The 13,865-nt window shown below is 41.6% G+C and carries 8 protein-coding genes and 1 pseudogene; 5 read left to right on the top strand and 4 right to left on the bottom strand.

Annotated elements, in window-relative coordinates; genetic code table 11:
• Positions 1 to 44: 44 nt before the first annotated feature.
• The 3 genes from dnaA to GKD17_RS16195 form a co-directional block, all read right to left on the bottom strand.
• Complete coding sequence (gene dnaA / locus GKD17_RS16205) at positions 45 to 1,451, bottom strand: chromosomal replication initiator protein DnaA (RefSeq protein WP_007839898.1); 1,407 nt, start codon at positions 1,449 to 1,451, stop codon at positions 45 to 47.
• 337 nt (positions 1,452 to 1,788) lie between these two features.
• Positions 1,789 to 2,676, bottom strand: coding sequence for an MlaD family protein (locus GKD17_RS16200; RefSeq protein ID WP_007831867.1), 888 nt, complete (start codon positions 2,674 to 2,676; stop codon positions 1,789 to 1,791).
• A 19-nt stretch (positions 2,677 to 2,695) separates the two neighbouring features.
• Entirely contained in the window at positions 2,696 to 3,925 is a 1,230-nt protein-coding gene (locus GKD17_RS16195) for an N-acetylmuramoyl-L-alanine amidase family protein (RefSeq protein ID WP_007846174.1), read from the bottom strand.
• A 156-nt stretch (positions 3,926 to 4,081) separates the two neighbouring features.
• Here GKD17_RS16195 and GKD17_RS16190 point away from each other — a divergent pair, with 156 nt between their 5' ends.
• From GKD17_RS16190 to GKD17_RS23865, 3 genes and pseudogenes are all read left to right on the top strand, one after another.
• Positions 4,082 to 5,041 carry a transporter gene (locus tag GKD17_RS16190; protein ID WP_007831869.1) on the top strand — a complete coding sequence of 320 codons (960 nt, stop codon included), beginning with the start codon at positions 4,082 to 4,084 and terminating at the stop codon, positions 5,039 to 5,041.
• A 178-nt stretch (positions 5,042 to 5,219) separates the two neighbouring features.
• Complete coding sequence (locus GKD17_RS16185; RefSeq protein ID WP_007831870.1) at positions 5,220 to 6,275, top strand: site-specific integrase; 1,056 nt, start codon at positions 5,220 to 5,222, stop codon at positions 6,273 to 6,275.
• Between the two features lie 263 nt (positions 6,276 to 6,538).
• Positions 6,539 to 6,670 (top strand): annotated as a pseudogene (locus tag GKD17_RS23865) (PRTRC system ThiF family protein); the annotation flags it as partial.
• A 434-nt stretch (positions 6,671 to 7,104) separates the two neighbouring features.
• Here GKD17_RS23865 and GKD17_RS16180 read toward each other — a convergent pair.
• Positions 7,105 to 11,028: a hybrid sensor histidine kinase/response regulator transcription factor gene (locus GKD17_RS16180; protein WP_032935600.1), complete on the bottom strand. Its 3,924-nt coding sequence runs from the start codon at positions 11,026 to 11,028 to the stop codon at positions 7,105 to 7,107.
• 207 nt (positions 11,029 to 11,235) lie between these two features.
• Here GKD17_RS16180 and GKD17_RS16175 point away from each other — a divergent pair, with 207 nt between their 5' ends.
• Together GKD17_RS16175 and GKD17_RS16170 are read left to right on the top strand one after the other, a co-directional pair.
• Positions 11,236 to 12,537, top strand: a complete 1,302-nt coding sequence (locus GKD17_RS16175) for a glycoside hydrolase 5 family protein (protein ID WP_007831873.1) — start codon at positions 11,236 to 11,238, stop codon at positions 12,535 to 12,537.
• Positions 12,538 to 12,548: 11 nt separating this feature from the next.
• Positions 12,549 to 13,838, top strand: coding sequence for an acetylxylan esterase (locus tag GKD17_RS16170; RefSeq protein WP_007831874.1), 1,290 nt, complete (start codon positions 12,549 to 12,551; stop codon positions 13,836 to 13,838).
• Positions 13,839 to 13,865: the final 27 nt, after the last annotated feature.

Raw genomic sequence — 13,865 nt, 5'->3', positions numbered from 1 at the left:
GGAAATAAAGAAAATACCCTTTGCGCACCTCTGTAGTTTTATTTCTATTTTCTTTTGAGAGAAGCTTCAATTTCCTCAATATCCGCTTTAAATGTTTTATCAACCTCCACTTGGTCTTTTACTATTTTACAAGCGTGCAATACGGTTGCATGATCTTTATTACCTATTAATTGACCAATTTTGGAAGAAGAGGAGTCTGTATGTTTTTTGGCCAGATACATAGCTACCTGACGTACTTGTACCACTTCTCTTTTTCTAGTTTTGGTATGGATGGCAGATTCCTCTATCTCGTAATGGTTGCATACTTTCTGTATGATATCTTCCACTGTGACAGGCTTGCTTTCACAACAGCGTACAGCTTTTCGTACAATTCTTTCAGCCAAATCCAAATCGACATCACGCTTGAAGATAATGGATTGTGCCAGAAGTGAATTAATGATGCCCTCTAGTTCACGTACACTTTCATTTACGTTTTCAGCAATATAATTAATTACTGTTTCCGGTATATTCAAACCGTCACGACGTATTTTATTGCGTAAGATATTCTTTCTCAATTCTACATCCGGTTTTTCCAATTCGGCCACTAAGCCCCATTTAAAGCGGGTCAGGAGACGTTCTTCCATACCTTGTAGCATTACCGGTGCGCGGTCAGAAGTCAAAATAAGTTGCTTACCGTTCTGGTGCAGATGGTTAAAGATGTGGAAGAACGTGTTCTGAGTTTTGGTTACTCCTGCGAATTCTTGAATATCATCAATAATCAAAACATCTATGGTTTGATAAAAACTGATGAAATCATTGAAATGATTAGTACGCACAGAGTCGGTATATTGCACCTGAAACAGATGTGCTGATACGTACAATACTCTTTTTTCAGGATATAATTCCTTGATACGAGTACCAATAGCATTAGTCAAGTGAGTTTTACCCACGCCGGACGGTCCATACAAAAACAAAGGATTGAATGTTTTTGCCGGATTTTTAGCTACAGTTTCCCCTACCGTACGTGAGAACTCATTACTATTTCCTTTTATGAAATTCTCAAAGTTGTAATTTGGATTCAAATGTGGGTCTAAATCCTGCGGAGCTGGTGCCTGCATTGGATTAGGTGCCTTGTTACCATCTCGTATAACTGTTTGTGTGGGTAGTGCTGAAGAGCGTTTGCTTCCCTCCATGTTTACAGTTATATGGTTGGTTTTATCGGTCAAGATACAATACATAAGCTGCGTTCCCTCCCCAATTTCTTTATATAGGGCAGCGCGCAGCAAGTCCACAAACTTTTCTTCTAAAAATTCATAGAAGAATGGGCTGGGGACGCCAATTGTCAGTGCCTTGTCCTCATATTTAAGCGGTACGATAGGCTCAAACCACGTTTTAAAGGTCGTTTCAGGTACGTTGTCTCTGATAATGTTCAGACAACGACCCCATAAAACGACGTGATCGTTTTCAATCATATGAAACATTTATTATAAAAAGCGAAACTTCTACAATGCAAATTTCGAAATGAATTTCTGAAAAAACAAATCGCTTTTTTCTTGCTTTTTATTTTTAAAGAGTAATCTATTTAGTTTCAGTAACTTATAAAAAACTCTATCTAAAGGCTTCTGAAATATTTTTGTTATTTGATAATTGGCTGATTTATAGCTGACTATCTGTCAAAATAGGCTTTTATTTATTTTAAATGAAATAAGTCTACATGGTATTTCTGCCCTATTTGCAGTCATTTACTGAAAAAAGGTAGAAAAATGGTTAAGTAGACTTATTTAGAATCTTTTTAAATTAACAAATCTGTTACTTATCTTTCTTCCCAAACAAAGAGAAATGTACATAACGTTTAGGATGCGCTTTCAAATCCTCCAATAAGGTTGCAGCATTTGCTGTTGTCGCACTCAGATTTTGGTAGAAGGTAGGATCATTGAATAGTAAGCCGATACTGTTGTCCTTGCGATTGAGTTTTTCTGTCAGCATTTGTACATTATATAAAGTGGAATCTATTTTATTGAATGTTGATGCATAATCAATACCTTTCAAGTTGTCGCTGATAGTAATGAAATTATCAGCAATCGTGTTTAGTTTTCCAGTAAGTTGCGGAAGATCCCTTTGCATTAATATGTTTAATTGACGTGTTGTCACATCCAGATTGGCTGTCAGTTTTTCTGCGTTGTGTAAGGTTGCACCCAATGCAGGATCAGCTAATATTTTATTTAATGAATGTAGGATAGAATCCATTTTGGGCAGCATCTGCTCTATTTGAGGAACTAGCTTTTCTTCAGCGGCTCCCATGAGTCCCGCATTCGTTTTGCCAGGCAGTGTATCCCCCGGTTGATAGTATTCTGTAGAATTAAAGTTAAGGAGTAAGTTCATCTTTACTGTTCCCAGCATTTCTGTAACCAATTCTCCTGCACTTCCTTTAGGGATACGCATTTCCTTGTCTACTTCCACTTCTACTGTGACATGTCCCGGTTTAGCATAGTTGTAATTGATATTTCTTACTGTACCTACTTTGTAACCATTGGCAAAGACGGGGCTTGATCCGGCTAATCCGTTTATATTGGTATATTCTACATAATAGTAGTTGGCAGATTGGAACATATTTATTCCTTTCAGGTAGTTGATACCAAAGATCAGCATAGCCAATGCAGCGATGCCTATTAATCCTATTTTTACCTCTTTCGTCATTTCAATTGTACCTTTTATATTATCTATTCTTTTTAAATTCTTTGATGGCTTCGTTCACGTTCATTTTCTCTCCGTTTTTGAAAGCGATAATGAAAGCGTCCTTAAATTTAGGAGTAATATTACGTTTCATGCGTAGTATTTTATTATAATCCGTACTTTCTCCGTAAGTATATTTATAAAGTCCTTTTTCACGGTAATAGCTAACGGGTGATACACCTTTCAGTTGTTTGCTTCCTTTGGGTAATATTTTGTTTGATACCAATATTTGTATTTTAAATACAGGCTTGGCAGATGTTCGGGCTTGGTCGCCTGTGATCTTTTTTTGTGTGGCAGGCACAGGCTTTTTGGTAACTTTGTCAGGTTCCGTTGCAGTGTCTGGTTCCGCAGTTTGTATTTCTATTCTTGATTCTTTCGGTTTGTTTTCTGGTTCCGGCAATTCTTGTCCTTGTACTCTGCTGCGACCGGTGGGGGCATCATGTTCGCGCTTGTAATTGAGGAATGCTTTATAAATGCTGTTAGATAATGCCGTAGTGCCTGCATCGGATAAAAGATATTGTTCTTCATCCGGTGTTGAGATATAACCTAATTCAACCAAAACACTAGGCATGGAAGTGGCGCGTAGAACTAGAAATCCGGCTTGATGTACTCCTTTGTCTATCCGTTTGGCTGTATTCTTGAATTGTTTTTGGATAAGAGTGGCTAATTTTACACTCTTCTCCATATTTTTGTCTTGTACAAATTCAAAAATAATATAGCTTTCGGAAGAATTTGGATTGAATCCGGCATAACGTTGTTCATAATTATCCTCTATCAAAATAACCGAGTTCTCCTTTTTAGCAACTTCCAAATTTTCTTCAGTACGGTGAAGTCCTAACGTATAAGTTTCTGCTCCCCGTACAGTTCTGCTACGGGCTACAGAATTGGTATGTATAGAGATGAATAAGTCGGCCTTAGCATTATTAGCTATTTGTGCACGACGGTCTAAAGGGATAAAGACATCTGTCTTTCGGGTGTATATTACCTTTACGTCATTACAGTTATTTTGGATCAGTTGTCCTACTTTTAAAGCTACGTTCAGATTGATATTTTTTTCTTTTCCACGTCTGCCGATGGCGCCAGGATCATGTCCGCCATGACCGGGATCAATGACGACTATAAAATCCTTTCCCTTTGCCGCCAGGCAGAAACAGGGGAGGACCAGCCACAGGCTACACAACAGGAATATTATTTTAAGTCTATCGGTTTTCATATCAATCAAGTTGCAAATGTAGCGATTTTTAGTGAAAACTCGGCTTTTGTCTTTAAGTTTTGCGTTTTTTATTCGAAACTTGCCACAAAACCCGAAAAATAGACGAGTATTTGGACTAAATTCTTTTATTTTGTATCCCAAAATAAGTATTGAAAGATGGATTTGCTTAAGTTTATGAAGAATTGGACGTTACCTTTAGCTATGCTTGCAGGGGTTATCGGCTATTTTGTTTTTGCCAACTTCACTTTTCTGGAGCCGACAAAGCCATTTATGAATGGGTTGATTTCTTTTCTAACTCCTTCCTTGATTTTTGCCCAATTGTTGCTTACATTCTGTAAAATTGAACCAAAAGAGTTGGTCCCTAGAGTATGGCATGGCTGGTTGTTGGCTATTCAAGCTATTTCTTGTGGTATCATTGCGTTGTTGTTGATATTTTGTCCGATGGACGAATCTTATAAGGAGATATTCGAGGCGGCTATGGTTTGTCTTATTTGTCCTACTGCTACGGCAGCGGCAGTAATTACGGGGAAATTAGGTGGAAGTGCTTCCAGTTTGACTACTTATACATTACTTTCAAATATTTTGGCTGCAATAGCAGTTCCTTTGGTATTTCCATTGGTTGAGCCACATACGGATGTTACTTTTGGTATTGCTTTTCTTAAGATTTTAAGTAAGGTTTTCCCATTGTTGCTTGCGCCGTTTTTTATCGCTTTATTATTCCGTTATTATATCCCTCGATTCCATAAGTTTTTACTGGAATATCATACTTCAGCTTTTTATTTATGGGCGATAGCATTGACCATTGTAATGGGGCAGACTACTCGTTCTTTGGTTAACAGTACAGCTGATGTAACGGTAGAGATGTTGATTGCTTTTGCTGGTTTAGTAACTTGTTGTTTACAATTTTATTTTGGTAAAAGAATTGGTAGTGCATACAATGACCGTATAAGTGCAGGACAGGCATTGGGGCAAAAAAATACTGTACTAGCTATTTGGATGGCGGTTACGTATCTTAATCCTTTATCATCTGTCGGTCCAGGTAGTTATGTGGTGTGGCAAAACATTATCAATAGTTGGCAATTATGGAAAAAGAGAAAGAATGAGATAAAAACTTAAATATAAGATATTGATATTTAGTGATTTGTATTTTATTATTGTAATTTCCTTTATTTTCCATGTTTTCTCGTTTAGTCTAATAAATGCCTTTATTTTGTTACTATTTTGTTACCCATATTCGTTGGAACAACAAAATAAATCGCTATATTTGCATTGGTAACAAAATAAGAACATAATTATGGCGAAGAAGAAACAAGAAGTTAAATTGAAAGAGCCTGTAAGGATTAGATTCAAGCAGCTTGCCAATGGTAACCAGTCCATCTACTTGGATTATTATACAGGTGATGTCATTAGAAAGGAAAATTATGTTGGCGGTAAACGGCAATATGAATTTTTGAAGTTATACCTTATACCCGAAAAAACGAGAGAGGATAAGGCGAAGAACGAAACTACATTAGCTCTTGCAAAAGCTATTCAAAGCAAGCGGATAGTAGAGTTACAGAATGATGCACACGGCTTTCAGAACACAAATAAATCAAAGGCGAATGTGATTGATTATTTAATGAACATGAGAAGCCAATCCAAAGAGCGTGGCAGTCTGAACTATGAAAAAACAGTCGGTAATACTATCCGTGAGTTAAAGTTGTTCAGAGGGGACTATATCGCTTTTCGTGATATAGATAAGGACTTCTTAAATAGCTTTGTGGATTTCTTGAAACAAGCGAAGAAAGCAAGCAAGTTTGGTTTGTTAAAGGCTGGGGGCGTATTAAGTAATAATTCCGTTATTGCTTACTATGGAGTGCTGCGTACCGCTATAAATAGAGCCTATAAAGAGGGGATTATTACGGTTAACCCAACGAAAGAGTTTGATTTTGCCAGTAAGGTAAAAGCGGAAGTCAGCCGCAGGGAGTATTTGACAATAGAGGAATTGAGGCAGCTTATCGGAACAGAATGCAAGTATGAGATAATGAAACAAGCCTTTCTTTTCAGTTGTTTGTGTGGATTGCGTGTAAGCGATATAAGAAAATTGAAGTGGAACGATTTACAGAAAAGCGGTGAAAGAATAAGAATTGAAATCAAGATGCAGAAAACCAAAGAACCGCTTTATCTTCCTATATCCGATGAAGCGTTAAAGTGGCTACCGCAACAAAATGAAGCAAAGGGCGATGATTTGATTTTTCCTTTGACGCATGAGGGAACTATAAATAAAATACTTCAAAAATGGGCGAAAGATGCAGGAGTTACTAAGCATATCTCGTTTCATCTTGGAAGACATTCAAGTTTTCTTTTCTAATTGAAATACAGACAATTGGAAAATATCTATACTATAATAGGTAACGATTTAGAAACGAGCGAACTACGTATATTTGTCATGTTTTGCATTAAGTCTAAAGAACACTTTTATTACACTGCAAAGATAGTATTTTTTTGTTTATCTGCAATTTCCCTGATTGTAATTTTAACTGGCAATAGCAGGTGCTACAGCAGGTTCAACAGGCAATTTTGATAAACCTTATTTCATATTTTCCTAATTAATGTAGCAAATCCCATTCAGGGCTGTTCATCAACTCCACGCTGACGCAACTCGGGTGCAATATTTTATGGAAGATGTTTCGCAACGGAATGCTGGAACATTACGGGCTGTTTCTGAATCTGGAGACGATGAAGGTGAATCCAATATCTGTGTAGGTTTACCTTATAGAAATGAAAGGTATTAAATGATAACCAAGCAGAGATGCAATCACATAATCTCTTATGATGACGGTGAAGATAACCTGCTCAAATTCGATTAGAGCAAGGCTAAGATTTCTGAAGAGATTCTATCTTTATCATGTTCTTGACAAAGTAGCACATTCCCGTCCAGCATTGTAATGTGTTTGATTGCTTAGTTCTTATCTAAACTTTGAAAATTTCATTGATAATCAACTGGCTATATTCGCCTATTTTGCTATAATGTCCTTTAGTTTTAATCTTTCAAAACGACATTTTTTTGTACTTCAGCATTGAATAGATGTCTGTTATTTAAATGAAGTTTTGACATTATCATTTCTCCTTGGCACTAGCAGTTTGTATACGTTTCATAAAGAAATAGTATCCAATTATTATTATTTATTCGGTAAACACTAATTATATTCTGATGGCAGACATCCATATTCTTCCTTAAAGTACTTGGCAAACTGCTTGGGGGACAGCCCCACCTGATAAGCTATTTGAGAGATACTGAGTTGACTCTTCTCCAATAATTGTTTTCCGCGTTTAAGACGTAAGATTCTCATAAACTCCAAAGGAGACTTCCCCGTAATAGACATCAACTTCTTATATAGACCACTCCGGCTAATACCTATCTGCGCGCTGAGCTCCTCAACGGAAAACTCTGAGTTATCCATATTTTCTTCCACAATGCGAATAGCCTTCTCTATTAATTGTTCATCCAGACTGCTAATCGTTATTTCGGATGGAGATACCTCCATCTTGCCGAACTTTTCATGGTTGCTCTGTGTCCATTGCAGCAACTTCTGAATCCGCAACAATAGGATGTCGAGGTTGAAAGGCTTGGTGATGTAGTCGTCGGCTCCTTCGCGCAATCCGCCCAACACATGTTCTTCGGCGGTGCGGGCGGTCAGCAGGATGACGGGGATGTGCGAGAACCGGATGTCCGTCTTGACGGCATGGCATAATTCCAGCCCGTCCATGACAGGCATCATCACGTCGCTGATTACCATTTGTACAGACTGCTGCGACAGGATCTCAAGTGCTTCCTTGCCGTTGGAAGCCTCGAACACCTGATAGTGTTCTTTCAGGCATCCCACTAGGAAACGGCGGAAATCGTCGTTGTCCTCCACCACAAGAACCGATATGCCTTCCTCTTGGGAGCCGTGGCAAAGCTGCCTTTCCTCATTCGTCCCGCCCACGACAGGCAAGGTAATGACAAAGATGCTTCCTTGCGGCCGATTATCGGTTATCCGGATGGTACCTTGGTGCAAGGTCACGTATTCTTTAACGATATGCAATCCGATGCCGCTGCCTACATACGTTGTGGCGGCGTGCTGTTCCTGAAAGAAACGGTCGAACACTTTTTCCTTGTTCTCGTCCTTGATGCCAATGCCTGTATCGGCCACTTGTATGCGTACATGTTCTTTTTCCGACACACGTATTTTATCGACCGTAACCACCACGCTTCCATCTTCCCGATTGTACTTGGCGGCATTGGACAGAAGGTTGAGCAAAATGCGTTGCATCTTGTTTCGGTCAAAGGACATGCTGATATCGGCATCCATCAGGTTTAACTCCAACTGTATGCCGTTTTTAAGAGACAGTTCCTTGAAGGAATCGCAAGTCTCTTTGACAAAATCCGACAGGTTACCGTATGAAAGAGAGAGTTGGGCTTTCTGCTTATCCAGTTTTCGGAAGTCAAGCAACTGATTGACCTCGTCCAGTAAAGCCACCGCATTGCGATGAATCAGCTCCAAGTCTGCTTTCAGGTTTCGGGCCGACTCCGAAGCCAGCAACTTTTCGAGCGGAGTGATAATCAAAGCCAGCGGAGTACGAAGGTCGTGACTGACATTGGTGAAGAAACGCATCTTCGCCTCATCCATTTCATGCTGTTGCGTTATCTCCATCTCATGCTTTTGTTGTTCCATCAAGCGTTTGTGCTTTCTTTGGGTATTCCTTAATATGAGAAGGAAAAGAAAAATGACCATCAGCGCATAACACCCATACGCCGGCAACGAAAGCCAAAACGGAGGACGGACGTGAATAAGTAAAGAAGATACAGGATTGTCGTATCCGTTAGGCTCATACACTTTTACTTGCAATCGGAAGGTCCCGTAAGACAAACGGTTGAAATGAATGCGGTTTCCCTCCAGCTTCACCCATTCCTCCTGTTCTCCCAAGCGATAGGCAAATTGCTGCTTGTGCCGATTCTGATAATCCATGGACGATACCTCCAGCGCAAAATTACTATCGGAATAGTCCATGGTTATCTCCTCTAATAGCTGAATGTTTTTGGGGAGCAGGATGCGTCCGTTGGAAGTACGGGAACCGACTTCCATTTTCTGATTCGCCAACAGCAAGTCGGTAAATACAACAGGATTCCCGGAACGATTGTAGAAGTCGGTTGGCCGGGGAGTTATTTTCAAATATCCGCCAATGCCTCCCATCAGGATTTCCCCTTGCCCGGTGCAGGTAATGGAATGTGAGTTAAAAGTCATATCGCCAATACCGTCTTCTTCAAAATAGGGGTAACACAAGTAGGATGAAGACTTTCCCGTCGGAGAGGCCGCCACCCAAATATTTGTTATTCCATGATCGGTCGCCACCCAAATGTTCTTATACTTGTCTTCCGTCACGGCACGAATGCACTGGTGCGACAGCCCGTCTTCTATAGAAAGGTGTATCATTCCATCCTTTTTCTCGTCAAAAACAGTCATTCCGGTACGAGTACCAATCCACAACAATCCACGACTGTCATAAAACAGACAGGTGATATAAGAATCGGGCAAGGACTGAGTCCCAGCTTTATTCCCTGTTAGGGGAACCATCTTTCGCGTATAGATATCCATGGAATAAAGTCCGCTGCTGGTTCCGACATACAGGTTACGTCCTCCCGAATAAGCCAGATCCATGATACTGTTCGTTTGGAGGATGGAAGAATCCATCGTATAGGCGGTAAAGTTCCCATCGGCATCCATGGCATACAATCCTTGCATAAACGTACCGAACCAAATGGTTCCGTTCGCATCTTCCGCTATGCGTCGGATGTATTTCAATGAAGCGGGAGCGGCATTACGCAAGGGAATGAACGTTCCTCCTTGTTCATAAAAAGCTCCTCCTCCATAAGTTCCGAACCAAAGCCTGCTCTTGGCATCCAGACACGAACAAATAATCAAATCGGAAGGGATGGAGTGTTTTTTCATTTTAAAGCGCGTATAAGAGGCCTTGCCCGCATCCTGTCGGATTAGCCCCTCTCCATCGAACCCCATCCACAGGTTTCCTTCCTTGTCTTCCTGCAAGCATTTCACGTCTTCCTGTTCCGGCAAGAAACAAGTGTTGAAGGCTATTTTATCCAAAGCGGCAAAAGATACTCCCTGTTTGCCCGTTCCTACCCACATGGTGTTCTGATTGTCTTTGAAAAAACAATTGATATGATTGTCGGCCAATGAAAAAGGATTCTCTGATTTCTTGTTTATCCGCACCAATTGCTTGTCTTGATTGTAACTGATATAAACTCCTTTGTCATCCGTTCCAATCCATAAATTGCCGTCCCCGTCATCCATTACGGCAGTTATCAACGCATCTGTCACTTCCTGCCTACCCACGTAATCTATCCATTGTTTTTGATTGGTATCATAACATTGCAAGCCCGAAGCATGCGAAGCGTAAAACCAAAGCCTGTCCACCGTATCTATATAAAGGTTATATTGCAAACCGGAAGAGAGGGTTCTTCGTGTTTCCGGACGGATATGTTGAAAGTTTGAATCGATGCGGGCTATTTCTCCATTCGAGAAGAGCAGATAGGCACACGAACGCCGACAAACAACCTGTTGCATTTTTTCCTTTCCAGGCAGTTGAAAGGTATGCAACTTACTCTTTGCAAAATCATAATGGAACAACGTATCCATCACGGTACACCACAGGTTGTAATCCTTATCGACAGTAAGATAGCTCACCTCTCCCGTTATTCCATATTTATTTAAGACAGGCTGTATCTTGTTCTCCAATTTATCTTGTTCCCGATCGTAGATATAATAACTGACGGGACCTTTTATCCAAATATTGCCTGCCGCATCTTCTGCGATAGATTCAATGTCATTGTTGTAAGCCCCTAATTGGGTCGTTGTGTATTTCTTGAACTGATAACCATCGTATCTGTTCAGACCGTTGAGCGTGGCAAACCACATGAAGCCATACTGGTCGCGCAGAACAGACCGTACATAATTATCCGAAATCCCGGACTTCACATCAAGATTTCTAAAGTTTAATCCGTCGTGCGCATATACAAGCCCACAGACAAAACACATCAAAATCAGGAGCAAGTTCTTTTTCATCATATCAGTATTAGGTTTAACGCTGCAAAGTTATAAAAATCAAATGGGATAATAGAGGCAAACACTATCCCAAATGAGTAAAAACACTTCCCAAATTGATAAATACACAATACGGATAGTCTGATAATCAATTGAAGAAGCCGATCTATATCTTTCCTCATACATTTGCCAGCACAAAAAGAACCGAATTTAAATTTAATGAATAACATGAAGAACACCCTTGTAACCCTATGTCTTTCCGCAGTACTCTGCGGTGCGTGTTGTACAGAAACGCAACAGCAGGCATCTCCCTTTGTACAAGTTGAAAAGGGAATGTTTGTCCGTGATGGCAAACCTTATAAATATATCGGTGCCAACTTTTGGTATGGAGGCATTCTTGCTTCCGAAGGTGAAGGAGGAAATCGTGAACGCTTGGTTCAGGAACTGGATTCCTTAAAGAGTATAGGTATAGACAATTTAAGAATACTGGTAGGCAGCGACGGTGCCCGTGGAATTACCTCGAAAGTAGAGCCTACGCTCCAGACAGCACCGGGTGTTTACAACGATACCATTCTTGCCGGGCTGGACTTTCTTCTTTCTGAAATGAAAAAAAGAGACATGCTGGCAGTTCTCTACCTGAACAATTCCTGGGAATGGAGCGGCGGGTATAGCCAATATCTGGAATGGGCCGGAAAAGGAAAAGCCCCTGTCCCAAGCATAGACGGATGGCCGGCATTCATGGATTATGTTAAGGAATTTCCAAACAACAAGAAAGCAAAATCACTTTTTGCCGACTATGTAAAGGATATCATTACCCGAATCAATAGGTATACAAACATAAGTTATGTGGAAGACCCCACAATCATGTCATGGCAGATAGGCAACGAACCTCGTGCGTTCTCGGGAGAAAACAAAGAGGCTTTCGCTATCTGGATGGCTGAGGTTAGTCGTTTCATCAAGTCGCTCGACCGGAATCATCTGGTCTCAACAGGTAGCGAGGGCAAACATGGCTGTGAGGAAGACCTCGCCCTGTTCGAGCGAATCCATGCCGACAAGCACATTGACTATATGAACATTCATATCTGGCCCTACAACTGGGGATGGGCGCCGGCAGACAGTTTGTCAGAAAAGGCAGAGGCAGCGCAGTTGCAATCGAAACAATACATAGACGAGCATCTGGAAATAGCACAAAAATATGGCAAACCGTTGGTTTTGGAAGAATTCGGTTATCCAAGGGACGGGTTCCGGTTTGACAAATCAGCTACAACACAGGCACGAGATACCTACTATCAATACATATTCAGCCTGATAACCGATAGGACCGCGCAATCAGCCGGACTGACTGGATGCAACTTCTGGGCATGGGGCGGACTGGCTGCCCCCAAGCACTTATATTGGCAAAGAGGAGATGACTATACGGGCGATCCGGCGCAAGAGCAGCAAGGCCTGAATTCGGTATTTATGTCCGACAGTACCACTATAGCCATTATCCGTACTGCCAACCAACAACTGAAACAACATTCATTTTAACTATTTATACCATGAACAGAAACAGAAAAATTTGGATTGCCGGCTTCATGCTGTACCTGTGTACCGCATCCATGTTTGCACAAATCCGCGGAAATGAAATCCGCGTGGTGGTCTCGCCCGATCATTCGGACTGGACATACCGACTGAAAGAGAAATGTACTTTCACCATTCAGGTGTACAAAGCGCAGAATGTATTGCCCGATGTGAAAGTGGACTATGAACTAGGCCCTGAGTGGTATCCCACAGAAAAGAAAGATGGAGTATCACTGAAGGATGGAAAGCTGACTGTCAGCAGCAGCATGAACACTCCCGGTTTTCTTCGTTGCAAAGTGAAGGCGTACGTTGGCAACAAGACATACGACGGCATGGCAACCGCCGCATACGCTCCGGAATCCATCCGGGCACATGCCGTAAACCCAAGCGACTTTGACAACTTTTGGGAAGGCACTTTGAAAGAAGCCCGCCAGGTACCTTTGTCTTCCACCATGGAACTGCTACCGTCACGCTGCACCGAAACGGTCAATGTCTATCAGGTCAGTTTCCAAAACATCCGTCAAGGCTCGCGTACTTTCGGTATTCTCTGCATGCCTAAAGCTTCCGGCAATTATCCGGCACTGCTCCGTGTACCCGGTGCGGGAGTGCGTCCCTACTACGGCGATGTGGAAACAGCTGCCAAAGGTGCCATTACTTTGGAAATCGGTATTCATGGCATTCCGGTAACCATGCAGCAGTCTGTCTATGACGAACTGGCATACGGGGCACTTTACAATTATCAGTATCAAAATGATGACAATCGTAACTACAGTTATTACAAGCGTGTATTTGTGGGTGCCCTGCGGGCGGTCGATTTCATAACCTCTCTTCCCCAATACAACGGCAAGGCCTTGGGTGTAACCGGTTCCAGCCAGGGCGGTGCGTTGTCTATGGTTACAGCCGCATTAGACAAACGGGTTACGTTCTATGCCGCCATTCATCCTGCCATGTGCGACCATCGGGCACACTTGCAGAAGGTAGCCGGAGGCTGGCCGCATTATTTTTACTATTTCCCGACTCCTACCCCGCAACGAATCCAAACGGCAGATTACTATGACATGGTCAACTTTGCCCGCCGGATTATGGTGCCCGGCTGGTTCAGTTGGGGATACAACGACGATGTGTGCCCACCTACTTCCACATACGCCGCTTACAACAGTATCACCGCTCCCAAGGAACTTCACCCCTATCTGGAAACCGGACACTACTGGTATCAGGAACAATACGAGCAATGGAGCCAATGGCTGTGGGCGCAAATGGGATTATAAACAAGAAACATTTAATTTTATAGAAAG

This window comes from Phocaeicola dorei (assembly GCF_013009555.1).
In the GTDB taxonomy this organism is placed as follows: domain Bacteria; phylum Bacteroidota; class Bacteroidia; order Bacteroidales; family Bacteroidaceae; genus Phocaeicola; species Phocaeicola dorei.
This window is presented reverse-complemented; position numbering and strand designations above follow the sequence as displayed.